Here is a 24732-nt window from a genome sequence, read left to right as displayed (position 1 = left end):
CCTACGTATTACTATAATACAATCCTATTGTATTTATAAAAAGCAGGCTCTGATCTGTGGGAGAGACATCTTGAATTGCCCCCCTTTCAACGTGTATGCGATTCGCTACGCACGTCATTCGGGCCGCCGCGCGGCCGACAACTACATCGGCCACGTGGACTTTCACGATGCCGAATCCGATCTCGAGTACTACGTCTGGCTCATCCGCCGCGGCGATGAGATGTACCTGGTCGATACGGGCTTTGGCGAAGCCGCGGCCAGCCAGCGCGGGCGCGAACTGTTTATGCGGCCCGCGCAAGGCCTGGCCATGCTGGGCGTGCAGCCGGCCGATGTGCGCAATGTCATCCTGACGCACTTGCACTACGACCACGCCGGCACCCTGGGAGATTTCCCCAATGCCACCTTCCATGTGCAGGACGCCGAGCCTGCCTATGCCACGGGACGCTGCATGTGCCACGCGACACTGCGCCATCCTTTCGACGTGGAAGACATCGTCGAGTATGTGCGCAGGCTGTATGCCGGGCGCGTGACTTTCCATCAGGGCACGAGTGAGCTCGCGCCGGGGCTGTCGGTGCATCTGGTGGGCGGCCACACCGCAGGCCTGCAGGTCGTACGGGTGTGGACGCAGCGGGGGTGGGTGGTGCTGGCTTCCGATGCCAGCCATCTGTACGGCAACATCGGCAACAACGCGCCGTTCCCGGCGGTCTACCACGTCGGAGACATGCTGGAAGGCTATCGCATCGTGCGCCAGCTCGCTGACTCCGAAGACCACATCGTGCCGGGTCATGATCCGCAGGTCATGCAGCGCTATCCCGCGCCTGCGCCGGAGCTGGCCGGCAAGATCGTCCAGTTGGACGTGGCCCCGGAGATCGCGCGATGAGCGGCCCGCTGGCCGGGCGCTACGCCTTGGTGACGGGGGCGGAGGCTGGCCTGGGCTACGCCATCGCGCAGGGGCTGGCGCAGTCCGGCGCGGCGGTGCTGATGCACTGCTTATCGGCCAATGAGGCCGCGCGCGCGGCCCGCGATGCGCTGGCCGACAACCATGGCGTACAGGTGGAGTTGTTGGAGGCGGATCTGCGCGATGTGGCGCAGATCGAGCGCATGGCCAAGACGGCATTGGCGCTCGCCCCGCGCGTGGATATCCTGGTCAACAACGCCGTGATTCGCCATTTCGAGCCCGCGCATGAGCTGCCTACGGCGCAGTGGGATGAAGGCCTGGCGGTCAACCTGTCGGCGCCGTTTCATCTCGCCCGGCTGACCTTGCCCGGCATGCTGCAACAGCAGTGGGGCCGCATCATCAATGTGTCCTCGGTCTACGGCTCCGGTGCCTCGCCCAACCGTATCGGCTACATCACGGCCAAGACCGCCTTGCTCGGCATGACTCGGGCCTTGGCGGTGGAAACCGCCGGACAGGGCATCACCTGCAATGCCGTGGCGCCGGGCACGGCACCCACCCCCGCAATCGTGGCCAAGATCGCCGCCATTGCGCAGGCGTGCGGCCAGCGCGTCGAAGACGCCCAACGCGAGTATCTGGCCGCGCGCCAGCCTACCGGCCGCTTCATCGCCATGGAAAACGTCGCGGCCTTGATCGCCTTTCTCTGCGCCGAGACGGGCCGGGATATCACCGGCGCCACGCTGCCTATCGATGGCGGCTGGACGGCTGTCTGAACACCATTCTTCAAACCCCAAACCCTATAGAGACAACGATGAGCAACGAAAAACACCTTGGTTTCGTCGGCATTGGCCGCATGGGCGCACCCATGGCTGAACGGCTGCTGGACGCCGGCTTTGAACTCACCATCTATGACACGCAGGCCGCTGGCCTGCAGGCCCTCAAAGCAAAGGGTGCCCACATCGCCGCCTCACCGCGCGAAGTGGCCGACGCCGCCTCGACCGTGCTGGTGTCGCTGCCTACGCCCGATATCGTCATTTCGGTTGCTCTGGGTGAAAACGGGCTGGCGCGGGGCAAGGCCGTGCGCACCGTCATCGATTTGTCGACCAGCGGCTCGGAAGCCGCCCGTACGCTGGCCGAAGGGCTGGCGAGCCTGGACATTCAGAGCATCGATTGCCCGGTCAGCGGGGGCGTCACCGGTGCCAAGCGCGGCACGCTGGCCCTGATGGTTTCCGGTCCGCGCGAGCGCTTCGAGGCTCTCGAGCCCGTTTTCAACGCCTTGGGCAAGCCGGTCTATGTGGGTGAAAAGCCCGGCATGGCGCAGACCATGAAGGTGATCAATAACCTGATTTCCGTCACGGCATTGAGCATCACATCGGAGCTGATGGTGATGGGCGTCAAAGCCGGCCTGGATCCCGATGTCATGCTGCAGGTCATCAACTCCGGTTCCGGCCGCACGAATGCGTCGGAGGACAAAATTCCGCGCTTCGTGCTGACCCGCAACTTTGATTTCGGTTTCGCCATCGGGCTGTCGGTCAAGGATGTGCGCCTTTGCCTGGAAGAAAGCGAGCAGCTGGGCGTCACATTGCGCGTGGGGGATGCCGCGCGCAAACTGCTCAATGATGCGCGCGATAAGTTCGGCAACGACGCCGATCTGACCGAAATCATCCGCTACGTCGAAGAGGGCGCGGGCGTGCAGGTACGCGGCAAAGCCGCGGCGGGCAAGGCATGAACGCCGCCGGCGTGGCCGTCGTGACCGGCGGCAGCGGCGGCATTGGCGCGGCTTGCGCGCGCCTGTTCGCCGCTCAAGGCCAGGCCGTGGCCATTCTCGATGTGGCCGCCCAAGCGGGGCAACAGCTGGCCGAAGAGATCCGTGCCACCGGTGTGGCGGCGCGCTACTACGCCTGCGACGTCGCGGATGCTGACGCAGTTCAGGCCTGCGCCGATACCGTCGTACAGGAGCTGGGCGAGCCCTCGGTGCTGGTCACCTCCGCCGCGCTCATCCCCAACACCGAGTCGGTGCTGGACATGGATCTGGCCGGGCATGACCGCATGTGGCGTGTGAATTACCACGGCACCGTGCATGCCTGCCGCAGTTTCGGCCGGCGCATGAGTGATCGTGGGGCGGGCAACATCGTCACGATCGGCTCCATCAACAGCCTGCATCCTTTGCCTCTGCCCGCCTACAACCCGGGCAAGGTGGCCATCGCCCGCCTGACGCAGATTCTGGCGCAGGAGCTGGGGCCGCACGGCGTGCGCGTCAACAGCGTTGCACCCACGTATGTGATGACGCCCGCCCTTCAGGCGCGGATCGACAGCGGGCATCGTGATCTTGCCAAGATGATGTCGGTGCATGCCTTGCGTGAATTGCCCACGCCCGAGGACATCGCCCAGGCAGCGATCTTTCTGTGTTCTGAACAGGCGCGCTTCATTACCGGCGTTCTGCTGCCGGTGGACGCCGGCTGGGAAGGCGGCGTCAGCTACCGGACTTATGCCGGCGGCGTGCCGCCCGGTGTGCTCGCCTGACCTTATTCGAACGACAAAACAAAAAGCACGGAGACATTTTCATGAGCAGTACCTATCGATTCATCATGCAGGCGCTCGTCGTGTGCGCCTCGCTGGCCGGGTTGCCGGCCGCGCAAGCGGCCTATCCCGAGCGCCCGGTCAAGGTCATCGTGCCGTTTGCGGCCGGCGGTGGCGCCGACATCGTCGCGCGGCTGGTCTTCAAGGGTGTCAGTGAGCAGCTTGGGCAGCCCTTCATCATCGACAATCGGGGGGGCGCCGGCGGCATCATCGGCGCCGACGCCGTCGCCAAGGCCGAGCCTGATGGCTACACCCTCTTGCTGGGCCAGAGCGGACCCAATGCGATCAATCCTTCGGTCTACAGCAAGCTGCCCTACGATGCGCGCAAGGATTTCGCGCCGGTCACCCAGTTGACCAGCTATCCCTACGTCGTGGCGGTCAAGAAGCAACTGCCCGTGAGCAACCTGCGCGAACTGATCGATTACGCTCGCCAGAAGCCCGGCACCGTGACGGTGTCCACGGCAGGGCAGGGCAGCTCGGCGCACTTGGCCATCGAGTTGTTCATGCGCCAGGCCGGTGTGTCGCTGGTGCCGGTGCCTTACAAGGGCGCTGGCCCGGCGCTGCTGGACGTCGTGGGCGGCGTCGTGGACATGACATTCGGAGACGCGGCTTCTGCTTCCAAACAGGCTCAGGCGGGGAATGTGAAAGCCGTCGCGGTGACGGGCGCGCGCCGGTCGCCGCTGCTGCCGGACGTCCCCACCGTGGCGGAAGCCGGCGTGCCGGGCTACGAGGCCTCGGCATGGCATGGCGTGCTGGCGCCCCGGGGCACCCCCGATGCCGTCGTGCAGAAAGTGCGTACAGCGATCGTCAACGTGCTCAATGACCCGGCGCTCAAGGCGCGGTTGGCGCAGGACGGTATCGAAACCGTCGGCAGCACGTCGGAAGACTTCCAGCGCTCGCTGCAGGCCGAGATCGAAAAATGGCGCAAAGTGGTGGACGACGCCGGCATCAAACTGGAGTAGCGAGGCGCGTCTGCGCCGGGCACCCTGGCCAGATCCACGCAGATTATCCTCGGCCGGGATGAGGCATACTTCCCGACGCGGCCCGGACGTGCGTTTGACGCAGGCCCGGGCCGCGGCATAACAGGGCCGCGCAGCGGCCGCACAACGAGGAGACAGACATGAGAGTGCGTGCAGACGCGAGGCTGGGCAGGGCCGTGCTGGGAATGGCGTTGGTGATCACGGCGCTGGGGGCATCGGTGTGCCAGGCGCAGGCGGAGGATTATCCGTCCCAACCCATCAAACTGATCGTGCCTTTTGCCGCCGGAGGCGGCAACGACGGCATCGCGCGTCTGCTGGGTCAGCTCCTGTCCGAAGAAATGAAGCAGCCCGTGGTCGTGGAGAACCGCCCGGGCGCCGGCGGCAAGCTGGGTGTGGAGCAGGGTTTGCGATCGCCGCCCGACGGCTACACATTGACGCTGGTGTCGAACAGCTATTCGGTCAACCCCAGCCTCTACAAGCTGCCCTTTGATCCCGTTCAGGACATGACGCCCATCGGCATGATCGCGCGTGCTCCCTTCTTCGTATCGGTCAATCCCGCCGTGCCGGCCGACACGCTCGGTGAGCTGGTGGATCTGGCCCGCAACAAACCCGCGGGGCTGACCTACGCCTCCTCGGGCACGGGCGGGATCTCGCATTTGGCGATGGAAGCGTTTCTCAAGACGGCGGGGATCAAGATGATCCACGTGCCCTACAAGGGATCCGCGCCGGCGCTGACCGATACGGTGTCTGGCCAGGTCAATGTGATGCTGACCACCGCCGGCTCGACCTTGCCCTATCGCGAGGACAAGCGGCTCAAGGTGCTGGCCGTGACCCTGCCGCAGCGCGTCTCCTCCGCGCCCGACATCCCTACCGTGCGCGAAGCCGGGGTGCCCTATGACGTCACCGTCTGGTACGGCATCATCGCGCCCAAGGGCGTGCCCGCGGCCGTGCAGGCCAAACTCAACGCGGCGATCAACGCCGCCGTGGTCAAGCCCGAAATGGCCGAGCGCCTGAAAGCCACGGGCGAGGAGGCCGCGCCCGGCAGCCCGCAAGCCTTCCAGGATCAGATCGTGCGGGAGATCGCGCTGTGGGGCGACGTGGTGCGCGATGCCCGCGTAACCGTGAACTGAGTCCCGTCGCCGATCTGGTTAAGTTGGTCGACACCTTTGAAGCCCGCATCTGCAAAGATGAGCGGGCTTTTTGCCGTACGTGCATGGCGAATCGAGTTCGGCCTGAGGTCGAGGACCTGAATATAAAACGGTGTCGCATGGGCTCTAAGGGTTTTCCGCCGGCTTTGTGCTCTGGACCGGAAAAATCTTAGTCCGTATACTGCCTAACAAATAATGCGTGACGCGCTACTGAGGGGTTTCATAACCCTCGGTCCAAGGAGAACATCATGGGCATTCCTCGTCGACTTTTGCCGCCGACTGCCATGCTTTTGGCCTTCGAAGCGGCAGCCCGGACCGGCAACTTCACGCAGGCAGCCCAAGAGCTTAATTACACCCAAAGCGCCATCAGTCGTCAGATACGCTCGCTCGAGGAGCGCCTGGGTACGGAGTTGTTCGTCCGCGGGCGTCAACGGGTCATCCTGACGCGCGCCGGCGTCAGTTATGCGCGCAGCATCAGCGACGCCTTGCGGCATATCAGCGAGGCTTCGCTGTCGGTGCAGGCCAATCCCCACGCGCTTTCACTGCGGCTGGCCATGCTGCCGAGTTTCGGCTCGCGCTGGCTCATTCCCAAGATTCATATGTTTCTGGGGCAGAATCCGGACGTCTCCCTGAATTTTTCAGCGCGTGCCGTGCCTTTTGATTTCGAAAGCGAGCCTTTCGACTGCGCAATTCATTACGGCCCGCTCACCTGGACGGGCACGGAGTCGGTGCGCCTGATGGGAGAATCCGTTGTGCCGGTGGCCGGTGCCAAACTGTTGGCGCGGTATCGCTTTGAGCGCCCGGAGGATTTGCTCAAGGCGCCACTGCTGGTTCTCAGTTCGCGGGTCGGCTCCTGGCAACGCTGGTTCGAACGCAATGGGGTTGCCTATGATCAGGAAGAAGGCCTGATGTTCGATCAGTTCGATGCCCTGGTTGCCGCCGCTGAAGTGGGGTTGGGTATTGCTCTGGTGCCCCGTTTTCTGTTTGCCGCCGAAATCGACAGCGGGGCGCTGGTTCCGGTCATAGACACGGATACACCGTCAGAGCACGCCTATCATCTGGTATGGCCCCAGGATCGTCGGGACAACTCCACCATGAAGTTGTTTCGCGATTGGCTATGTCAACAGTCGCGGCTGTTTGCGGGCGCCGAGCCGGCGACGGTCTGCCGGCCCAGGCTTGCCGAACCCCTGCTGGTCTGTTGAGGCCATCTCAGGCCGCGCACATAATAATGCCGCGTTGCGCCAATGCACCGATCTGGGCGTCCGTCAGACCCAGCATGGTTGACAGAATTTCCGCGGTGCTGCTGCCCAGCACCGGTGCGGCGCGCGCAGCTTGCTGCCCGGCCGCCGAAAATTGCAGTGGCATCCCGGCTGCCAGCTGAGGGCCCGCGCCCGGCTGAATCACCATGCTCAGGAGCGGGTTGGCCATGAATCCGTCGGGGCTGCTGTCTTGCAACCCTTGCTGCAGGCTTTGATAGCGGCTCCAGCACACGCCGTGCTGTTCGAAGAGCGGGCCGATGTACGTCAGGCTATGGCGCGCGCACCACTCAGCGATCCGTTCGGCGATGGCCTCGCGGCCGCGAAAACGATCCCCTTCCTGGCTAAAGTTCAGGCCTAGCTCAGTGGCCAGGGCGTCCAGTTCGGATTGCAGGCCAGTAGCCTGGCCCAGAGCCCGCCATTGTTTGAGCGTAAGGCCGACGACCATGATGCGCTCCTGGTCGGCGGTCAGAAAGTCGCGGCCGAACGCGCCATACAGATAGTTGCCGTACTTTTGCCGTTGCATGCCCAGTTGGGCCTCGGCCAACAAGCCCAGGTGAGAGCTCATGGCCAGCGCAGCATCTTCTAAGGCCAGTGCGACGGACTGGCCCTGACCGCTGGCGCGGCGACTGCGTTCGGCTGCCAGTATGCCGATCACCGCCAGATGGCCCGTGATCAGATCCCAGGCAGGCAGAACGTGGTTGCAGGGTTGCTCATCATTCTGCGGGCCGGTCAGTCCAGGAAAGCCCAGCCGGGGGTTGACGGTGTAGTCCACGGCTGAACGACCCAGCCTGTCTCCGGTGATGGTCAACTGAATCAGTCGCGGGCATTGCGCGGCCAGGGTCTCGTAAAGCAGAAAACCGCGGGCCGGGAAGTTCGTCAGCAAGATGTTGCCGTTGTCTTCTGGCGCCACGATGAGGGCTTGCACGAGCTCGCGACCTTCTGGCGTCGCGGTGTCTATGGCTGCGGACCGCTTGGCTTTGTTCAGGCCCTGCCAGAATAGACTGGAGCCATCGCTGGCCAGTGGCCAGCGATGATAGTCAAGCCCGCCGCGCGGCGGATCGATGCGGATGACATCCGCGCCGAGTTGCGCAAGCGTCAGGCCGCCGAGCGGGGCGGCAACGAAGGCCGAGAGCTCGATGATGCTGAGGCCTGTCAGCGTGTTGGGTGCAAACATGTCGTGCCTCTTAGCGAGCCAGCGCGGCTTCGTAAAGCGAGCGCGAGATCACCCGCAGCGCCAGCGCCTCTTCCGACCCCTCGAAAATCGAGAGCACACGCGCATCGACGAAGTAGCGGCTGACGGGCATCTCCTCCGCGTAGCCCATGCCGCCGTGCAATTGCAGCGCGTCCCGCGTGACCAGTTCTGCCGAACGGCAGGCCAACAGCTTGGCCAGGCTGGCCTCCATGGCCAGCCCTTCGCCGCTGTCCAGGCGTTGCGCCACGGCGTAGGCCAGCAGACGGCAGGCCTGATATTGCGCAGCCATCTTGGCGATTCGGACCTGTGTCAGTTGCAGGTCGATCAAGGCGGCGCCGAATATTTTGCGATCCTTGGCGTGGCTGACTGCCGCTGCGATGGCGGCCTGCATGACCCCGCAGGCGCGTGCCGCAGTCTGCATACGTCCGCCTGTCATGCCCGCCATGGTGAGATAAAAGCCCTGACCCAGACCCTGGGACTCGCCAATCAGATTGGCGTCGGGCACGAAAAAGTTGTCGAAGTGCACGTCAAACGAATGCATGCCCCGGTACCCTATGGTGGGTATGGCGTGGCCGTCGAGCCTGCCGCCCTGGTCCTGCTGGTGCGTGAAGCTGTGGCCGGGGTGGCGCGGTTTGCTGACTAGAAACAGGCTCAGCCCGCGATGCCCCGGTTGCGAGCTGGTCCGCGCGACCACCATCAGGACATCGGCCTGCCCGGCAAACGTGCACCAGGTCTTGGTGCCGTCCAGGCGCCAGCCGTCTTTGACCTTGTTGGCTCTGAGCGTCAGGCGGGCGACATCCGAGCCGGCGTCGGGTTCGGTGATGGCGATGGCGCACAACAGTTCGCCGCTGGCGATCCGTGGCAGCCAGTGCTGTTTTTGTTGCTCCGTTCCGCCGGTCAGCAGGGCGCGCGAGAGAATCTCCGGACGAGTCAGCAGACTGCCTGCCGCGGCTAGCGAGGCGGCGGAAAGCGTCTCGGTCACGGCCAGCATCAGGGGCAGATTGTCGCCCGAAGCGGGCGCACTGCCGCCGTAGCTCTCGGGGATCGACAGCCCGAAAGCCCCCATGGCTTGCATGCCTGCGATGATGTCGGCGGGTACGTCCAGGTCCTGCCGGTGTATGGCCTCGGCCATGGGCAGTACTTCCTGCTGGGCAAAGCGCTCGAACGCATCGCGTGCCATGGCGACCTCGGCCGATAACTGCGGTTGCCCGATCTCATGGCGGGCCTGCGCCAGCGCGCAGCCGGTCGCGGCGTTGTGGCTGCTGGTCGTGGACATGCGCAAGGCATTCTGAAAGCTGTCGCTCGCCTTGAGGCTGGCGATGGCCGCCGTGTCCAGACCCAGTTCGAGCAGTACATGCTCCAGCCTGGCGTGCACGCTGATCAGGGTTTGGCCGATGAATGTCATCGACAGGGCCTGATCCAGCGGGGATTGGGCCGGATAGGCCCGCACGAGCACCTGGGATGCCAGCAGATCGGCGGCGATCCAGGCGATCTCATAGCTGGTGGCTTGATAGCCATCCAGGCGCTGCTGATCCAGCCTGCCGTCGACCGTGCAGCTTTCAGCGACCCAGCAAACGGCCTCTTTAAGAAAGAAATCCAGATTCTTCAGAACAGGATTGGCCAGAGATAGAAAAACCGCTTTGTTCATTTTCCGAATGTTCCTGGAGCGTGGGACGTTCTGCCGGATCGGCCTGAAAAGTATAGGTCGGGGGTCGCCCGGCCAAGCGTGAAATTCCCGCATCAGGTAGTGCGTGGAGCGCATGGCGCACGGGCCTGCCGCGCTTAGTTTTCCGCTTACGCATCAGGTCATGCGGACATTTCATTGGCAGGCCCGGTTCGGGCTCAATAGACTGCCTGCAACTCGATGACCGGCGCCCAGCCCAGGCGTGCGGCGCAACAGAAAGGTAAACGGACTATGTCGGAACCGCATGAGCAGTTTTCGTCCCCTTTGAGTATGGCCTCGGCGGATTTCCTCGAGGCCATGCACGAGCAGTATCGCGGCGATGCCTTGTCGGTGGACCCGGCCTGGCGTTACGTGTTTCGCTTTCTGGATGAAGTGTGTCAACCGGAGGCGCCGAGCCAGCAGGGGTTGTTGCAGGCGGAATTGATCCGCCGCTTCGGACATTTGCAGGCCAGATTGGATCCGCTGGAGTTGGCCCAGGTTCAGGATCCGGCCTTGCTGGCCGGTTTCCTCGAGCATATCGCTAGCCTGGACAGCGGCCTGGCCGAGTTGCGCCGTGCCTATCAAGGCGGCCTGGCCGTGGAAACCGCTCACCTGCATGATTTCGGGCTGCTCAACTGGATCCATGAGCGGGTCGAACGGCTGCCCGAGGCGCCCACCAAGGCGGCGTTGATCCGGGCTTACGAGCGTGTGGTGCAGTCCGATGAGTTCGAGCGCTTCCTCATGAGGAAATTTCCGGGCAAGAAAAAGTTCGGGCAGGAGGGCTCCGAGGTGGTCCCGGTGGTGCTGGATAGCCTGTTGGCACAAGCGGCTCGCAGCGGGGTCACGGAGGTGGTGATTGGCACCATGCACCGAGGGCGCCTGAATTTGATGGCCAACGTGCTGGGCAAGCCGATCGGGCGCATTTTTGCTGAGTTCAAGGGCGCCCATCCATTTGCCGCGCAACCGTCAGTCGCCGCCGATGTGCCTTACCACCTCGGGCATGCCGGAGAGCTTGAATACGAAGGCAGGCGCATGCGCGTCACCTTGCTGCCCAACCCCTCTCATCTGGAAGCCGTGGATCCGGTGGCGCTGGGCCTGGCGCGCTGGGTACAAGACCATGGCAGCGCGCAGGATGGGAGTCAGGTGCTGACCATCATCCTGCATACCGACGCCGCCGTCATTGGGCAGGGCATTGTGGCCGAGAGCCTGCAGTTGTCGGCGGTGCCTGGCTACACCACGGGCGGCGTGGTGCATGTGGTGGTCAACAACCAGATTGGTTTCACGACACAAGCCGATGAGGGGCGCAGTTCGCACTATTGCACCGACGTCTGGAAGGCAGTGCAAAGCCTGATTCTGCATGTCAATGGCGAGGATATGGATGCGGCCCTGCAAGCGGCAAACCTGGCGGTGGCGTATCGCCAGTCGCATGGGCGGGATGCGGTCATTGACCTCGTGACATACCGCCGCAATGGGCACAACGAGTTCGACGAACCGCGTTTCAGCCAACCTCAGTTGTATCAATGCGTTGACGCGCGGATACCTCTACGCGAGCGGCTGCGGCAACGGCTTTTGCAGGCCGGCATGCTTGATCTGGACTCGGAGGCAGGCTTTATCGCGGCTTACCGCAACGAGCTGGAGCAGGCGTATCAGGGCGCGATGACGCCGACCACGCCAGCGGCGGCCCTGCCTCCCGCGCGCGCGGTGGCCGTCACGCATGCAGAAACCGGTGCGGCGCGCGTCGATCTGTTGCATTGCCTGAAACTGCTGGTCGATATTCCGGCGGGCTTTACCTTGGGCGAGCGGCTGCTCAAACAGATTCAGGCGCGTGCGCTGATCGAACCGGGTATCGCGTGGCCCACGGCCGAGGCGTTGGCGTTTGGCACGCTGTTGCAGGCCGGTCTGCCTGTGCGGCTCGCTGGGCAGGATGTGGTCAGAGGGGCCTTCTCTCACCGGCATTTTCATCTGGTAGACGTCGAGAACGGCAAGCGGCATGTGTCCTTGCAGGCTCTGGCGCAGAAGGGGGCAAAGTTCGACGTCATCAACAGCCCGCTGTCCGAGTATGCGACGCTGGGGTTCGAGTACGGCTATAGCCTTGCGGCGCAGCCAGGCCTGAACATATGGGAGGCGCAGTTTGGCGACTTTGCCAACGGTGCGCAAATCGTGATCGACCAGTTCATCTCAAGCGGTGAGCAAAAGTGGCTGCAAAGTTCGGGGCTGACCATGCTGTTGCCTCATGGCCTGGAAGGGCAAGGCCCCGAGCACTCTTCGGCCCGCATCGAACGCTATCTGCAATTGTGCGCCGATGACAATATCCGCCTGATCAATCCGTCTACGCCGGCCAATTACTTTCATGCTCTGCGTGCTCAAGCGCTCAGCATCTCCAGAAAGCCTCTGGTCGTGATTTCGCCCAAAACCTTGCTGCGCCTGCCGGCGGCCATCTCGCCATTGGATGACTTTCTGCCCGGAACGCGTTTTGCGCCGGTACTGACGTCGGGGCCGCAACAGCATGCGCAGCGGTTGCTGCTGTGCAGCGGAAAAATTGCCTACGAGCTGGAGGACTACCGCGCAGCCTATGGACGGGATGACGTCGTGGTCGCCCGGTTGGAGCAGCTCTACCCCTGCCCAGAGGACGCTTTGCTTCGGCTGATGCAGGCGCATCCTCGCGCCCGGCTGGTCTGGGTGCAGGAAGAGCCGGAAAACATGGGCGCATGGCAGTGGTACGACCGGCGGCTGGAGCGGATGGCCGCAAGCAGCGGCCATCCGGCCCCCACGTTTGTCTATTGCGGGCGGCCAGCCAGCGCTTCGCCGGCGGGCAGCTTCCATGGGCGGCACGCCGCCGATCAGGCCGCTGTGGTGGCTCGGGCTTTCGATGCGTAGGCAGGGATGCGAAAACGGCATCGACTCATGCGAAGTCGTCGCTTCTGCCCAGCCCGCGCGCTCTTCATAATGCGCTGAACCCCAAGGGAATGAGACACACCGTTATGTATGACTTCGTACCCGCCTATGTTGCGCCTGCCGGGTCTCCGATCCGGGAGCTGCATAAATACGTCGGCTTGCCCGACATGATTTCCTTTGCGGCCGGTTACCCGGACGGCGCCTTGTTCGACGTCGAGGGCGTGCAACGGGCATTCGAGCAAGCTTATGCCGATCCGCGCCGTTGCCTGCAGTACACCGGCACCGAAGGGTTGCCCGTTTTGCGTGATGCCCTGCGGTCTCTGATGGTTGGACGCGCCGCGCAGGTCGAGGCTGAGAATCTGCTGGTGACCACGGGATCGCAGCAGGGTTTTGATCTCTTGCTGCGAGTGTTGATGCAGCCCGGCGATATCTGCCTGGTGGAGCAACCCGCCTATCCCGCCACCTTGCAGGCCTTGCGCATGCATCAGGCGCGCATCGTGGGCTTGCATGGCGACGAGGGCGGCATAGATACCGCGCGCTTGCGGGCCTGGTTGGCCGAACATCATGCCGCTCAACCCATCAAGGCGCTGTACACCGTGCCGACGTTCAGCAACCCCACGGGACGGACGCTGTCGGTACAACGGCGGCGCGAGCTGCTCGAGCTGGCCGTTCAGTATCGCTTCCTCGTCGTGGAGGATGACCCTTACAGCGAGCTGCGCTTCGAAGGCCCGGCCTTGCCGTCCTTGTTGACCCTGGCCGCCGACATCCCCGGCGCCAGTGATTGGGTGGTGCATCTATCGAGCCTGTCAAAAGTCATTGCCGGAGGCCTGCGCGTTGGCTGGATGATTGCGCATCCCGACATCATCAAGCGCTGTGTCATCGCCAAACAGACCAGTGATCTGTGTTGCTCGTCCCTGACGCAAGCCGTCGCGGCTGCCTATCTGAGCTCCGGCGACATGGACCGGCATTTTCCCAAAGTGATCGCATCGTATCGCGACAAGTGCGTGGCCTTGATCGCTGCCTTGCAGGCCAGTTTCGGCACGAGCATCCGCGTCGAGCATCCGCAAGGGGGCATGTTTTTGTGGGCCCGCTGCGAGGAGGTGGACGCGGCGCGTCTGCTGGCGCATGCCATTGATAACCGGGTGCTGTTCGTGCCCGGGGGCGCTTTTTATGCCGAATCAGGGCCCAGCCCGGAGTTTCGTCTGTCATTTGCCAGCCCCAGCCGCCAGGAATTGGCGACAGGGGCCCAACGTTTGCATGCCGCTTACCAGCAGTCGCTGGCCTGAGCGGCATCCGCCAAGGAGAGAAAAATGCGGTTGAAGGGTAAGAAAGCCATTGTGACCGGTGCAGCGCAAGGTATCGGTCTGGCCATCGCGCAGCGCTATGTGGAGGAGGGCGCGTCGGTATTGATGTCGGACATCAATGCGGATCTGCTGGCCACGCAGGCGCGGCGACTGGGTATGCCTTGGCAGGTCACCGATGTCAGGAAATCTGGATCGGTGCAGGAGTTGATCAGCAAAGCGGTGCAAAGCCTGGGTGGCCTGGACATCATGGTCTCCAATGCGGGCATCGTGAATCCACCGGCCAGCTTTCTCGAGCTGGAGGAGTCGGTCTTTGATCACGTCATGGAGACCAATCTGAAGTCTCAGTTCCTGTGCGGTCAGGCGGCAGCCAGGGCCATGGTCGCGGCAGGCACCAAGGGCGTGATTATCAATATGTCTTCCGTCAATGCGCGGTTGGCGATTCCGACCATGACACCTTATGCCGTGTCCAAGGCGGGATCGACGCAGTTGACCAATGTGATGGCCCTGTCGCTTGCCGAGCACGGCATCAGAGTGGTTGCGATCGGGCCGGGCACCATCCTGACTGATCTGGCCAGGGAGGTCATCATGCGCGACGAGGCGACACGACGTAGCGTGATGTCGCGCACCCCGATGCGCCGCACGGGTGAACCGGAAGAGGTCGCCGCCATTGCGGTGTTTCTGGCCAGTTCCGACGCCTCATACATTACCGGGCAGACGATCTACGCCGACGGCGGACGGTTGGGGCTGAACTACACCGTGCCGGTCGACGATATCTGAGTATTAGGCAGGGCAAGTGACCAGGGGCGTTCAAGCCTGATGGTTTCCGCAACTCCATTTCTGGATGTACAAAAAGGAGCATTTGGCATGAGAACTCGTGTTCGAGCATCCCTGGCAGCGAGCTGCCTTCTGGCGGGCGGATTGCTGTCCACCGCGTCGGCCCAGGTCAAGGTCGGCGTGATCCTGCCCTTGAGCGGGCCCAGTGCGACCATCGGCGAGGATGTGCGCCGCGCCGTGGAATTGGCGGTGGACGATGTCAACAAGGCTGGCGGCGTCAAAGGCCAGCGCTTCGAGGTCATCATCGAAGATTCTGCTGGCAACCCGACCACCGCGCTGGGCGCGGCCCGCAAGCTGATATCCGTCGACAAAGTCCCGGTGGTGTTGGGCGAGTATTCATCCGGGATCACGTTGCCGATGGCGCAGTATGTCGTGGGCGAGAAGACCACACACATGAATATCGCCAGCACCAGCGTCAAGGTGCGCGAACTGGGACCATTGTCCTTTAACCTGGTGGGGCTGGAGGATCGCGGCGGCGAGTTCGCGGCCAAGGACTCTTATGCGCTGGGGCTGCGCAAGGTCGCCATCATCGCGCCCAACAATGCGCATGGTCAGGGTACGGCACACGCCTTCCGCACGGAGTTCGGTCGTTTGGGCGGCGAGGTTGTTGGTGAGGTGTTGTACACGGCGGGGCAGCCTTCGTATCGCCGCGAACTGCAGCAACTGGATCGCCGCAAGCCTGATGGCTATGTGTATACCGCCTACGGGCAGGAAGCCGCCATCATCAATCGCGAGGCGCGCGATCTCGGGCTGCGCAGCAAACCCTGGTACGCCATCCTGCTGAGCAACGCCATCAGCGATACGCCGCCAGACATCGCCCAAGGCCAATTGGGTATGGAGCTGGGGTCGTTCCAGGGCAAGGTCGGCCAGGACTATGCCGCTGCGTTTCAGAAGAAATACAAGGATCCGGTGCGGTCTTCGTTCTCCGGCTATGCCTATGACGGTATCCATATGGCGGCCAAGGCAATGGACAACGCCGCTTCGACCAGTCCAGAGGACATTCGCAAAGCCTTGGTTGCTTTGGGCCAGCAGGGATACTCCGGGGTGACCGGTGAAATTCGTTTCGATGACAAAGGCCAGCGCATCGAGCCGCCCTACGCCACACTCAAGTACGACGGCGGTAAGGTCGTCGCCCGCTAGTCCCGGCCACGGGCTGCCCGCCGCGCATGGCGGGCAGCCCGAGGGCGGGTCAGGCCCAAGCATTCGTGCGTCTTGCTGAGTGAATACATGATCCAGTTCTTGATAGAAATTCTGTTGCGTATCTCGGAGTTCTCCCTGATCGCTTTAGGCCTGAGCTTGGTTTACGGCCTGGTCAAGTTTCCCAACGTCGCCCATGTGCAGTACGCCATGCTGGGCGCGTACTTGATGTTCTTCTTCATCCATGCCGGCCTGCCGCCGGTGGCCGCGCTGGTGCTGAGCAGCCTGAGTATCGGTGTGTTCGCCGCCGTGGTGCATAAGCTGGTCTTCAGCCGTCTGCTGCGGACGGGACCGGCCATCACCATGATAGGTTCGTTGGCCATTGCGATGATCATTGGCGCGGTGATTCTCGGCGTAGCGGGCTCCTTTCCCTATGTGCCGCAAGCAGGGCAACAGAGCACGGTCACGATTGCCGGGGTATTTCTATCCGCAGCCCAGACCTACAAAATCGGCACTACTGTGTGCGTGATCGTGCTGTTCTGGATGTTCTGGACGCGCACCCGGCTGGGCCGCTCGATGCGGGCGCTGTCGTCCAATCCCGTGCTGGCCGACGCCAGCGGACTGAATGCCTCCCGCACCGTGCTGCTGGTGGCGTTCGCCAGCGGCGTACTGGCCGGGCTGGGAGGCTGTCTGCTTGGCATGTCCTCCGGCGCGTATAGCAATATGGGCAATGACCTGTTGCTGCCGGTGTTTGCGGCCGCCATTCTCGGTGGGCTGGGAAATCCATTGGGGGCGGTCCTGGGCGCGGCCTTCATCGCCTTAGTGGAGACGATCGTCACCAATGTTGACTTCGGTTGGCTGGTGGGCCAGGACATGGCCTTCATTCCCTTGCCCTATCTTGGCACGACTTCATTTCTGATCCTGCTGCTGGCCTTGCTCTTCAGGCCATACGGGCTGTTTGACAAGGAGGTGCGCCGTGTTTGAGTTTCTCGTTCATGCGCTCACGATTGCGGCCATCTACGGCATGATGGCGCTCGGCCTGCACCTGCAGGCCGGCTATGCCGGCTTGATGAACTTCGGCCACATTGCGTTTGCGGGCCTGGGGGCCTATGCCACCGGTATCGCTATCCGGGCCGGCTGGGGTGCGCCGCTCGGTCTGGCCGCGGGTGTGGGCCTGGCCGTCGCGTTGGGCTGGTGCATTTCCCGGTTGGGGCGCCAGCTGGCGGCGGATTACTGGGCCATCGTCACGTTGGCGATAGCTGAGATTCTGCGCACCATCGCCAACAATGAGGGATGGCTCACAGGCGGAGCGCAGGGTATCAGTGCCTTGCCGACGCCGTTCGGCACGCTGCCGCGGCCGTACAACAGCCTGGTATTTCTGCTGCTGGTCGTCGCGCTGTTCATTGCGTTTGCCTGGCTATGCCAGCGTCTGGGTAACGGCAGACTGGGGCGGGCGTTGCGCTTGATGCGCGAAGAGCCCAAGCTGGCCGGCTGCATGGGCTACAACCTCACCGCCCTGAAGTCGCGCTCTCTGATGGCAGCCGGCGCCGTCACCGCCGTGGGCGGCAGCCTGTATGCGCAGTACATGAGTTTTGTCGGCCCGGACTATTTGCTGGCTGCCGAGACTTTCCTGCTTTGGACGATGTTGATGATAGGCGGGATGGGTAACACCGCGGGGGTTGTGGTGGGTGTGTTGCTGGTGCAGGGTGTTTACACGGCAGTGCCATTTTTCAAGGATGTTTTCAATTTCAATTCGGACATGACGGCAGCGTTGCGACTGGGGCTGATTGGCGTTCTGCTGCTGGCTTGCCTGTTGTGGCGCAGCCAAGGCCTGGTCCCCGAGAAAATCAGGAAGATCCCCACATGAGCGGTTTGTTGGAAGTCCGATCCCTTGCCAAGGCCTTTGGCGGCAACCAGGTGCTGACGGATATCGCCTTTACCGTCGATGCTGCCGAGGTGGTGGGCTTGCTTGGGCCGAACGGCTCGGGCAAGAGCACCCTGCTGAATACGATTACGGGATTCGAGCGGCTCGATGCCGGCAGCGTCCGCTACAAGGGCCGGGAAATCGGCGGCCTGCACTCCTATCAGATTGTGGGGCGGGGCATGGCCCGCACGTTTCAGTTGCCCTCGATGCCGCGCATGATGTCGGTGATAGAAGTGGCAATGGCCGCCGAGACGGCGCACCACGGTTTCTGGGACACGGTGCTGGCGACGCCGGCGGCGCGCAGCACCGAACGTGCGGCCAGACTCAAGGCGGATCAGCTGCTCGAGAAGTTTCTTCTCGGGCCGGTGCGTGATCTGCCTGCTGCAGCGATTTCGGGTGGGCAGAAGAAGTTGTTGAGTATTGTGTGTGCGCTCATGGCGGATCCGGAGATCCTGATGCTTGATGAGCCCACAGCAGGGGTGCATCCCAATCTGCGCAACAGCATCGTTGAGGCGCTGCTGGGTCTGAATCGTCAAGGCATGACCCTGGTCGTGGTCGAGCACGACATGCATTTCATTCGGGAGTTATGCAGCCGCTGCATTGTGCTGGATCGGGGACATATCGTTGCCAGTTGCCGCCCGGATGCCCTGGCCGAAAACGAGCATGTGCTGGAAGCCTATCTGGGCAAGAAGCGCGCCTGAGCAGGATGGAGAACGGCGAGATCATGAATTCCGAACAAACAATGGTGCAAGTGCAGTCGGTAATGGCCGGCTATACGCGGGAGATCGACATCCTGTGCGGTATGTCGCTGCATGTCGGGCTGGCTGAGATTGTCACGCTGCTAGGGCCCAATGGCTGCGGCAAGTCCACATTGCTCAAGACGATTGCTGGCTACCTGACGCCGCATACCGGCAGTATCCTGATCAACGGCGAGGACGTCACCCACATGCATGTGCGGGACAAGGTCAAGTCGCGCGGGCTGGGTTACGTTCCGCAGACAGACAACGTCTTCAACGCGCTGTCGGTCATGGATAACCTGCTCATTGGTGGCTATTACCTGCCCAAGGCCGTCTGCCGCCAGCGGCTCGACGGCCTGTGTGAGCGCTATCCCAGTCTTGGGCGCAAGCTGCACGCCCCGGCGGCGTCCTTGTCTGGCGGCGAACGGCAGATTCTGGCGTTGGCGCGAGCGCTGATGCCCGAGCCGCGTTTGCTGTTGCTCGACGAGCCCTCGGCAGGCCTTTCGCCCAAGATGCTCCAGGAAGTGTTCGAGGCTATACAGCGCATCCGCGAGATCGAAGGGGTGACCATCCTCATGGTCGAACAGAATGCCGTCGAGGCTTTGCATATTTCTGACCGTGCCTATGTATTGTCGATGGGCACGGTGGCGTTGACCGGCGCGGCGTCGCAGTTGCTGCAGGACGCGAGAATGCGCGAGTTGTACCTCGGCGGAAGGGCATCCGATTGACTTTAGAATGGCGAGGGCTTGCGTTCATGTCTTTAGGGAGTACAGCGATAGTGCATACCGGCAATGAAATTCTGCACTCTGTGGGAGGCAGCCTCCATGAGCGCCCCGACGCCAACCTGCGGACAACCGTGATGCAACGCATCCGGCTGGAGATCGTGTCTGGTAAAGCCGGCCCGGGCGTGGTGCTGTCGGTGCCGGCGTTGGCCAAGGCATTGGGCGTATCCACGACCCCGGTGCGCGAGGCTTTGCTGGAGCTGGTACGCAACGGCTTGCTCGAGCCCATGAAGAACCGTGGTTTTCGTGTGTTGCCAGTCTCCGCAGATGACCTCAACGACCTGGCGCGTATGCGCGTGCACCTGGAAGCATTGGCTGTCTCGAGCATCCAGCTCGAGCGCTTTGGCGACGGGGCGCGTCTGCGTGAGCTGGCTCAGGCCATCGCCGATGCCGCCCGTCAGAGCGACGTGCAAGCTTACGTGACCAATGACCGGACGTTTCACCTGGAACTGATCTCCCTGGCCGGCAGCCGCTATCTGACTGAGATGATCATGTACCTGCGGGACAACATGCGTATCTACGGTCTGGAGTCCGAGGTCGGGCGGGAGCAGCAGCTGCGTTCCGTCGATGAGCATTTCGAGCTCGTGGCGCTGCTGTCTCGCGGTGATAAAGCGGGCGCAGCCGATCTGATCAGCCGTCATATCCGGGGATGGGTGTCCGTGGTTTCGACCAACGCGCCGGTTCTGCACGCCGAAGCCAAAACCAGGGAATAGCCATCGTGATCCGAGAGGACCTTGACGCGCTGCGCATCAGCGCATTGGGCGAGTGCGCCCTATTGCTGGACGCCGGCCAGGGCGCTTACCGAGCGAGCACCCAGGCGCGGATCTGGGCGCTGGCGCAACAGTTGGAGCAAAACCCGCAGGTGACGCCACTGGAGGACATCGTCCCTGGCATGAACAACCTCATGGTGGTGTTTCGGCCTGCAACGCCAGATTGTGCTGATCGTCTGCGCCAGCAGCTGCGTGCCGCCTGGCTGACGCTGGCCCCTCGGGAGTTGGCCGGAACCACACACGAGGTTCTCGTGAGCTATGACGCGACGGCCGGCAGCGATCTGGACGAGATCGCGAGCGACAGCGGCCTGGACATCGAGGCTATCGTGCGCCTGCACAGCCAGGCTGTCTATCGGGTGGCCTGCGTGGGCGGGATGCCCGGGTTCGCTTATCTGAGCGGTCTGGATGCGGCTTTGCATCGTCCCAGGCGTGCCGTGCCTCGGACGCGGGTCGAACAAGGCGCAGTCATTATTGGCGGGCAGCAGGCCAGCATCATGCCCATCAGCGCGCCGACGGGCTGGCACATCCTGGGGCAGACCGCGACGCGGGTGTTCGATGCTGCAGCCGCACAGCCTTGCTTGATGCGCGCCGGCGACAGCATCCGTTTCCGCGTGGCGGAGGTACGCCGGTGATAGAACTTCTGACCGACAGCCGTCTGAGTTCAGTCCAGGATCTGGGGCGAAGCGGCGGCATGCACTTGGGGGTGGGCCGAGCGGGTGCCATGGATACGCTCGCTTTGCGGGTGGGTAATTGGTTGGTGGGCGGCCAGGGGGATGAGGCTGCGATCGAAATCGCGCAATATCCTTTGCGCTTGCGCTTTCATGCCGCCTGCCGTTATGCCTTGACCGGTGCGCTGGGCAATGTGCGCCTGGATGGCCGGGGCGTGCCGCCTTGGTGGACGGCTGTGGCAGCTCCGGGGCAGACACTATCCATCGACGCGCCGTCAGTGGGGGCGCGGAGTTACCTCTGCCTTGAAGGAGGGCTGTCCTTGCCGCAAGTGTTGGGCGCTCGCGCCACGGATATGAAGAGCGGATTCGGCGGTCTCAACGGCATGGGTTTGCCACGCGGCGCCACCTTGCCGCACCCGGGTACGGGCCTGAAAGATCGCCGTGAGTTTGGGGTGGCTCCAGCTTTCATTGGCGACTTCTATCACAGTCTGGCAGCGCAGGATGTGTGGCTGCGGGTCATGCCTGCCAGCGAGTTCTCGGCCTTGACGGCCGATGCACAGGCGCTTTTTTTCTCCGAAGCCTGGGCCGTCACGGGCAACGCCAATCGCATTGGCTATCGCCTGGAAGGCGAGGCACTGGGTTTTACGCATATGCCGGAGCTGCTGTCGCACGGCATCGTGCCGGGCGTGATTCAACTGCCTGGCGCGGGGCAGCCCATCGTGCAGTTGGCCGACGCCAATACGTGCGGCGGCTATCCCAAGCTGGCCGTGGTCATCGGGTGCGACCTCTGGAAACTGGGCCAGTTGCGACCGGGCGACCGGCTGCGGTTCACACCGGTTGATCACCGTCATGCCTGGATTGCCCAGGATGAGCAGGAGCTGGCCCTTCAGGGACTGCGGCAACGGATCGCGGCTGATCGCGCAGCTCAGAATATCAAATAGCGTCAGGAGGGGAGATGGTTACGGTGGATCTGAATTCGGACATAGGTGAGGGCTTTGGCGACTATGTGCTCGGCGACGATGCCGCGATATTGGGCATCGTCAGTTCGGCCAATGTCGCCTGCGGGTTTCATGCGGGAGACCCCGAAATCATGGCGCGTACATTTAGCCTCGCTCGCGAGCGTGGCGTGGTTGCCGGCGCACACCCCGGATTTCCGGACCTGTGGGGCTTTGGGCGGCGCAAAATGCCTTTTAGCACGGGGGAGATCGAACGCCTGGTGGCCTACCAGATAGGGGCGGCCCAGGCCTTATCGGCCTATGCCGGCCATCCTGTCCGTTACGTCAAACCCCATGGCGCCTTGAGCAATATGGCCATTGCCGACACACAGATCGCCCAGGCCATTTGCCGCGCCGTATGCGCCGTGGATGCTTCGCTGGTGTATCTGGCGCCTGCCCGCACGCACCAGGAACGCTGTGCGCGTGAGGCTGGCCTGATCACGCGCGCCGAAGTGTTTGCCGACCGTGCTTACATGCCCGATGGCAGCCTCATGCCCCGCAGTATGCCTGGCGCCGTCTTGAGCGACATCGATGCCGTCGTCGCGCGTGCGCTGCGCATGGTGCGCGGCGGCTATATCGAAACGCCCGATGGCGCACAGATCGCCACCCCGGTCGATTCGCTATGCGTGCACGGCGACTCGCCTGCCGCCGTCGATATGGCGCGGGCATTGCGTAACCGGTTCGAGCACGAAGGCATCGTCGTGCGCGGCTTCGTGTGAGGGCTTTTCCTATGCATCTGCAATACGTTCAGGAGCTTGCGGCGCTGATGGCGCGCCTGTCCATCACCGAGCTCGACTATGTCAGCCCCGAGGGAGCCCGTATCAGCCTGACTCGGGCCATTTCTTCGTCGGGCGCGTTGTCTGCCGCTGAAGCACCGCGCGAAGCGGCAAGCGAGGTGGCCTTGCCGGGTGCGCCCCGTGTGGCCGTACCTGCCGGCATGGGGGGGATTTTTCATCGACGTCCGGCGCCCGGAGAAGCTGTTTTCGTGAACCCGGGCGACATCGTCCAGGAGGGCCAGACGCTGGGTCTGATGGAGGCGATGAAGATGTTGCTTCCGGTGGAAGCTCCTGTCAGCGGCGTCCTGGGCGCCATTCTTGTCGAGGATGGTCAGCCGGTGCAGCCGTCGACCTGCTTGATGGAGATCATCCCGCAGGAGGGCAATTGATGTTTGATTCAGTCTTGATTGCGAACCGGGGCGAGATCGCCCTGCGCATTGTGCGGGCTTGCAAGGCGCTTAGTCTGCGAACCATCGCCATCCATTCCGAGGCCGATGCAGATTTGCGCCATGTGGCGCTGGCTGACCAGGCCTTGTGCATCGGCCCGGCGCCATCGCGCCAGAGCTATCTGGATATGGATCGCATGATCACCGCCGCGCGCCTGACTGGCGCGCAGGCCGTGCATCCCGGCTACGGGTTTCTCTCCGAAAACGCCGCCTTCGCCACTGCGCTGCGGGATGCCGGCCTGCAGTTCATTGGCCCGTCGCCAGAGGTGATGGCCTTGATGGGCGACAAGATCTCGGCCAAGGCGGCAATGCTGAAATCTGGCGTACCTTGCGTGCCGGGTTTCGATCAGGCGCTGCCTGACGAGGTGGGCGAGCTCGAGCGTATTGCCGACGCCATCGGCTACCCGCTCATCATCAAGGCGGCTGCCGGCGGTGGCGGGCGGGGCATGCGCATCGTGCGCACACGCGGCGATCTGCGGCAGGCGGCGCAGATCACGCGCGAAGAGGCGGGGCGCTTCTTCGGCAAGGAAGACATCTATCTGGAAAAATTTCTGGAGCACCCGCGGCATATCGAGATCCAGGTTCTCGCCGACGCGCATGGCCATGCCATCTGGCTAGGTGAGCGGGACTGCTCCATCCAACGGCGCAACCAGAAGTTGCTCGAGGAGGCGCCGGCCGTTGGCATCGACCGCCAGCGCATCGCCGACCTCGGGCAGATATGCGTGCGTGCCTGCCTGGACATCGGTTATCAGGGGGTGGGCACCTTCGAGTTCCTCTATGAGAATGGGGCGTTCTTCTTCATGGAGATGAATACGCGCATCCAGGTCGAGCACCCCGTGACCGAGATGCTCACGGGGGTAGACCTGGTCGCCGAGCAGATCAAGGTGGCACTGGGGCAGCCGCTGACATTGACTCAGCAGTGCGTTGCGCCGTCGGGTCATGCCATCGAATGCCGCCTCAATGCCGAAGACCCCTGGACCTTCGCGCCTCTGCCGGGCAGGATTCAGGCCTGGGTGGCGCCGGGGGGGCCGGGTGTGCGGGTCGATACTCATCTTTACCCGGGCTACGAGGTGCCGGCGCACTACGATTCGCTCATCGCCAAGCTGATCGTCCACGGCAGCAGCCGGCAGCAAGCCATAGCGCGTATGCGCGTGGCGCTATCTGAACTGATGGTTGACGGGCTGGCCACCAATGCGGCCTTGTTTGCGGCACTGCTGCAAAACGGCGATTTTCAGGCTGGTGGGATGGAGATCGCCGCCCTGGAGCGGCTGTTGGCAACCGGCGTTCTGAAACAAGGTGGCTCTGTATGATAAAGATCGAAGAAGTCGAGGCTTTGGTCCTGGCGCTAAGAGCCAACAATGTGCTCACCTGCGAACTCACGCAGCCGGATGGCGAACGACTGCGGCTGCGGTTGGGAACCGCGGACAGCCAGGCCGCCACTGCGGAGTTTCCCCCCTCGCCGCGTGGTCGTTCCTTACGCGCCGATGACATAGGCATTTATCGCAGCCATCATCCCTTTCGCGATCAGGATACCGGTGCCCCGGGTCCGGGTACGGTGGTTGCCGTGGGCGATAGCTTGGGATTTTTGCAGGTTGGAGACCGCTTGCGGGCACTGAGCAGCGAGTTCAGCGGAACTGTGGCCGAATCCTTGGTGCAGGATGGCGACCTCGTGGCTTATGCCCAGGAACTGTTTAGGCTCGCGCCTGATATGCCTTGAGTTTTTGTCGCGCCGCAAGATCGATACTTT

At 63.1% G+C, this 24732-nt stretch carries 24 protein-coding genes; 22 read left to right on the top strand and 2 right to left on the bottom strand.

Annotated elements, in window-relative coordinates; genetic code table 11:
* Window positions 1–70 precede the first annotated feature (70 nt).
* The 7 genes from CAL22_RS13385 to CAL22_RS13355 all read left to right on the top strand — a co-directional run bounded on the left by CAL22_RS13385 (window position 71) and on the right by CAL22_RS13355 (window position 6805).
* On the top strand, window positions 71–880 hold the full coding sequence (locus CAL22_RS13385) for an N-acyl homoserine lactonase family protein (RefSeq protein ID WP_094814052.1): 810 nt from the start codon (window positions 71–73) through the stop codon (window positions 878–880).
* Window positions 877–1668 carry an SDR family oxidoreductase gene (locus tag CAL22_RS13380; RefSeq protein WP_094814050.1) on the top strand — a complete coding sequence of 264 codons (792 nt, stop codon included), beginning with the start codon at window positions 877–879 and terminating at the stop codon, window positions 1666–1668. Before CAL22_RS13385 ends, CAL22_RS13380 begins: the two co-directional genes overlap by 4 nt.
* Window positions 1599–2624 carry an NAD(P)-dependent oxidoreductase gene (locus CAL22_RS13375; RefSeq protein WP_348271699.1) on the top strand — a complete coding sequence of 342 codons (1026 nt, stop codon included), beginning with the start codon at window positions 1599–1601 and terminating at the stop codon, window positions 2622–2624. Before CAL22_RS13380 ends, CAL22_RS13375 begins: the two co-directional genes overlap by 70 nt.
* Complete coding sequence (locus CAL22_RS13370) at window positions 2621–3418, top strand: SDR family NAD(P)-dependent oxidoreductase (protein ID WP_094814046.1); 798 nt, start codon at window positions 2621–2623, stop codon at window positions 3416–3418. The genes CAL22_RS13375 and CAL22_RS13370 overlap by 4 nt, the downstream gene beginning before the upstream one ends.
* A 41-nt stretch (window positions 3419–3459) precedes the next feature.
* Entirely contained in the window at window positions 3460–4437 is a 978-nt protein-coding gene (locus CAL22_RS13365) for a Bug family tripartite tricarboxylate transporter substrate binding protein (RefSeq protein WP_094814044.1), read from the top strand.
* Window positions 4438–4595: 158 nt separating this feature from the next.
* Complete coding sequence (locus CAL22_RS13360) at window positions 4596–5585, top strand: tripartite tricarboxylate transporter substrate binding protein (protein ID WP_094814042.1); 990 nt, start codon at window positions 4596–4598, stop codon at window positions 5583–5585.
* A 266-nt stretch (window positions 5586–5851) separates the two neighbouring features.
* Window positions 5852–6805, top strand: a complete 954-nt coding sequence (locus CAL22_RS13355) for a LysR substrate-binding domain-containing protein (RefSeq protein WP_094814040.1) — start codon at window positions 5852–5854, stop codon at window positions 6803–6805.
* A gap of 7 nt (window positions 6806–6812) precedes the next feature.
* On the opposite strand, the gene CAL22_RS13350 is transcribed toward CAL22_RS13355, so the two are convergent.
* Together CAL22_RS13350 and CAL22_RS13345 are read right to left on the bottom strand one after the other, a co-directional pair.
* Window positions 6813–8036 (bottom strand): CoA transferase, encoded by a 1224-nt coding sequence (locus CAL22_RS13350; RefSeq protein ID WP_094814038.1) that lies wholly within the window; start codon window positions 8034–8036, stop codon window positions 6813–6815.
* 10 nt (window positions 8037–8046) lie between these two features.
* On the bottom strand, window positions 8047–9702 hold the full coding sequence (locus CAL22_RS13345) for an acyl-CoA dehydrogenase family protein (RefSeq protein ID WP_094814036.1): 1656 nt from the start codon (window positions 9700–9702) through the stop codon (window positions 8047–8049).
* 267 nt (window positions 9703–9969) lie between these two features.
* Here CAL22_RS13345 and CAL22_RS13340 point away from each other — a divergent pair, with 267 nt between their 5' ends.
* The 15 genes from CAL22_RS13340 to CAL22_RS13270 all read left to right on the top strand — a co-directional run bounded on the left by CAL22_RS13340 (window position 9970) and on the right by CAL22_RS13270 (window position 24702).
* On the top strand, window positions 9970–12594 hold the full coding sequence (locus CAL22_RS13340; RefSeq protein ID WP_167383638.1) for a 2-oxoglutarate dehydrogenase E1 component: 2625 nt from the start codon (window positions 9970–9972) through the stop codon (window positions 12592–12594).
* A 104-nt stretch (window positions 12595–12698) separates the two neighbouring features.
* On the top strand, window positions 12699–13898 hold the full coding sequence (locus tag CAL22_RS13335) for a PLP-dependent aminotransferase family protein (RefSeq protein WP_094814032.1): 1200 nt from the start codon (window positions 12699–12701) through the stop codon (window positions 13896–13898).
* A 24-nt stretch (window positions 13899–13922) separates the two neighbouring features.
* Window positions 13923–14693 (top strand): SDR family NAD(P)-dependent oxidoreductase, encoded by a 771-nt coding sequence (locus CAL22_RS13330; protein ID WP_094814030.1) that lies wholly within the window; start codon window positions 13923–13925, stop codon window positions 14691–14693.
* Window positions 14694–14780: 87 nt separating this feature from the next.
* A complete protein-coding gene (locus tag CAL22_RS13325; RefSeq protein ID WP_094814028.1) occupies window positions 14781–15890 on the top strand; it encodes an ABC transporter substrate-binding protein in 1110 nt (369 codons plus the stop codon).
* Window positions 15891–15977: 87 nt separating this feature from the next.
* The gene (locus CAL22_RS13320; protein WP_094814026.1) at window positions 15978–16871 is read left to right on the top strand and encodes a branched-chain amino acid ABC transporter permease; all 894 of its coding nucleotides are present in this window, start codon (window positions 15978–15980) and stop codon (window positions 16869–16871) included.
* Window positions 16864–17754, top strand: coding sequence for a branched-chain amino acid ABC transporter permease (locus CAL22_RS13315; protein ID WP_094814024.1), 891 nt, complete (start codon window positions 16864–16866; stop codon window positions 17752–17754). The genes CAL22_RS13320 and CAL22_RS13315 overlap by 8 nt, the downstream gene beginning before the upstream one ends.
* Entirely contained in the window at window positions 17751–18512 is a 762-nt protein-coding gene (locus CAL22_RS13310; protein ID WP_094814022.1) for an ABC transporter ATP-binding protein, read from the top strand. The genes CAL22_RS13315 and CAL22_RS13310 overlap by 4 nt, the downstream gene beginning before the upstream one ends.
* Window positions 18513–18553: 41 nt before the next feature.
* Complete coding sequence (locus CAL22_RS13305; protein ID WP_094816597.1) at window positions 18554–19276, top strand: ABC transporter ATP-binding protein; 723 nt, start codon at window positions 18554–18556, stop codon at window positions 19274–19276.
* Between the two features lie 131 nt (window positions 19277–19407).
* Window positions 19408–20043 carry a GntR family transcriptional regulator gene (locus CAL22_RS13300; protein ID WP_244193964.1) on the top strand — a complete coding sequence of 212 codons (636 nt, stop codon included), beginning with the start codon at window positions 19408–19410 and terminating at the stop codon, window positions 20041–20043.
* A gap of 5 nt (window positions 20044–20048) precedes the next feature.
* Window positions 20049–20732: a 5-oxoprolinase subunit PxpB gene (pxpB, locus tag CAL22_RS13295; protein WP_208621997.1), complete on the top strand. Its 684-nt coding sequence runs from the start codon at window positions 20049–20051 to the stop codon at window positions 20730–20732.
* Window positions 20729–21709, top strand: coding sequence for a biotin-dependent carboxyltransferase family protein (locus tag CAL22_RS13290; RefSeq protein ID WP_167383636.1), 981 nt, complete (start codon window positions 20729–20731; stop codon window positions 21707–21709). The genes pxpB and CAL22_RS13290 overlap by 4 nt, the downstream gene beginning before the upstream one ends.
* A gap of 14 nt (window positions 21710–21723) precedes the next feature.
* Window positions 21724–22482 (top strand): LamB/YcsF family protein, encoded by a 759-nt coding sequence (locus tag CAL22_RS13285; protein WP_094814015.1) that lies wholly within the window; start codon window positions 21724–21726, stop codon window positions 22480–22482.
* 11 nt (window positions 22483–22493) lie between these two features.
* On the top strand, window positions 22494–22928 hold the full coding sequence (locus CAL22_RS13280; protein ID WP_094814013.1) for an acetyl-CoA carboxylase biotin carboxyl carrier protein: 435 nt from the start codon (window positions 22494–22496) through the stop codon (window positions 22926–22928).
* Window positions 22928–24295, top strand: a complete 1368-nt coding sequence (accC, locus tag CAL22_RS13275; protein WP_094814011.1) for an acetyl-CoA carboxylase biotin carboxylase subunit — start codon at window positions 22928–22930, stop codon at window positions 24293–24295. The genes CAL22_RS13280 and accC overlap by 1 nt, the downstream gene beginning before the upstream one ends.
* A complete protein-coding gene (locus CAL22_RS13270) occupies window positions 24292–24702 on the top strand; it encodes a hypothetical protein (protein WP_094814009.1) in 411 nt (136 codons plus the stop codon). The genes accC and CAL22_RS13270 overlap by 4 nt, the downstream gene beginning before the upstream one ends.
* The last annotated feature ends 30 nt before the right edge of the window (window positions 24703–24732 follow it).

The sequence above is a fragment of the Bordetella genomosp. 12 genome, from assembly GCF_002261355.1.
GTDB lineage: Bacteria > Pseudomonadota > Gammaproteobacteria > Burkholderiales > Burkholderiaceae_B > Bordetella.
This window is presented reverse-complemented; position numbering and strand designations above follow the sequence as displayed.

Excerpts from the sequence above, each read along its gene's own strand:
- CAL22_RS13380 (WP_094814050.1), top strand. The coding sequence starts at position 877 with ATGAGCGGCCCGCTGGCCGGGCGCTACGCCTTGGTGACGGGGGCGGAG.
- CAL22_RS13370 (WP_094814046.1), top strand. The coding sequence starts at position 2,621 with ATGAACGCCGCCGGCGTGGCCGTCGTGACCGGCGGCAGCGGCGGCATT.
- CAL22_RS13365 (WP_094814044.1), top strand. The coding sequence starts at position 3,460 with ATGAGCAGTACCTATCGATTCATCATGCAGGCGCTCGTCGTGTGCGCC.
- CAL22_RS13360 (WP_094814042.1), top strand. The coding sequence starts at position 4,596 with ATGAGAGTGCGTGCAGACGCGAGGCTGGGCAGGGCCGTGCTGGGAATG.
- CAL22_RS13355 (WP_094814040.1), top strand. The coding sequence starts at position 5,852 with ATGGGCATTCCTCGTCGACTTTTGCCGCCGACTGCCATGCTTTTGGCC.
- CAL22_RS13350 (WP_094814038.1), bottom strand. The coding sequence starts at position 8,036 with ATGTTTGCACCCAACACGCTGACAGGCCTCAGCATCATCGAGCTCTCG.
- CAL22_RS13345 (WP_094814036.1), bottom strand. The coding sequence starts at position 9,702 with ATGAACAAAGCGGTTTTTCTATCTCTGGCCAATCCTGTTCTGAAGAAT.
- CAL22_RS13340 (WP_167383638.1), top strand. The coding sequence starts at position 9,970 with ATGTCGGAACCGCATGAGCAGTTTTCGTCCCCTTTGAGTATGGCCTCG.
- CAL22_RS13335 (WP_094814032.1), top strand. The coding sequence starts at position 12,699 with ATGTATGACTTCGTACCCGCCTATGTTGCGCCTGCCGGGTCTCCGATC.
- CAL22_RS13330 (WP_094814030.1), top strand. The coding sequence starts at position 13,923 with ATGCGGTTGAAGGGTAAGAAAGCCATTGTGACCGGTGCAGCGCAAGGT.
- CAL22_RS13325 (WP_094814028.1), top strand. The coding sequence starts at position 14,781 with ATGAGAACTCGTGTTCGAGCATCCCTGGCAGCGAGCTGCCTTCTGGCG.
- CAL22_RS13320 (WP_094814026.1), top strand. The coding sequence starts at position 15,978 with ATGATCCAGTTCTTGATAGAAATTCTGTTGCGTATCTCGGAGTTCTCC.
- CAL22_RS13310 (WP_094814022.1), top strand. The coding sequence starts at position 17,751 with ATGAGCGGTTTGTTGGAAGTCCGATCCCTTGCCAAGGCCTTTGGCGGC.
- CAL22_RS13305 (WP_094816597.1), top strand. The coding sequence starts at position 18,554 with ATGGTGCAAGTGCAGTCGGTAATGGCCGGCTATACGCGGGAGATCGAC.
- CAL22_RS13300 (WP_244193964.1), top strand. The coding sequence starts at position 19,408 with ATGCAACGCATCCGGCTGGAGATCGTGTCTGGTAAAGCCGGCCCGGGC.
- CAL22_RS13285 (WP_094814015.1), top strand. The coding sequence starts at position 21,724 with ATGGTTACGGTGGATCTGAATTCGGACATAGGTGAGGGCTTTGGCGAC.
- CAL22_RS13280 (WP_094814013.1), top strand. The coding sequence starts at position 22,494 with ATGCATCTGCAATACGTTCAGGAGCTTGCGGCGCTGATGGCGCGCCTG.
- accC (WP_094814011.1), top strand. The coding sequence starts at position 22,928 with ATGTTTGATTCAGTCTTGATTGCGAACCGGGGCGAGATCGCCCTGCGC.
- CAL22_RS13270 (WP_094814009.1), top strand. The coding sequence starts at position 24,292 with ATGATAAAGATCGAAGAAGTCGAGGCTTTGGTCCTGGCGCTAAGAGCC.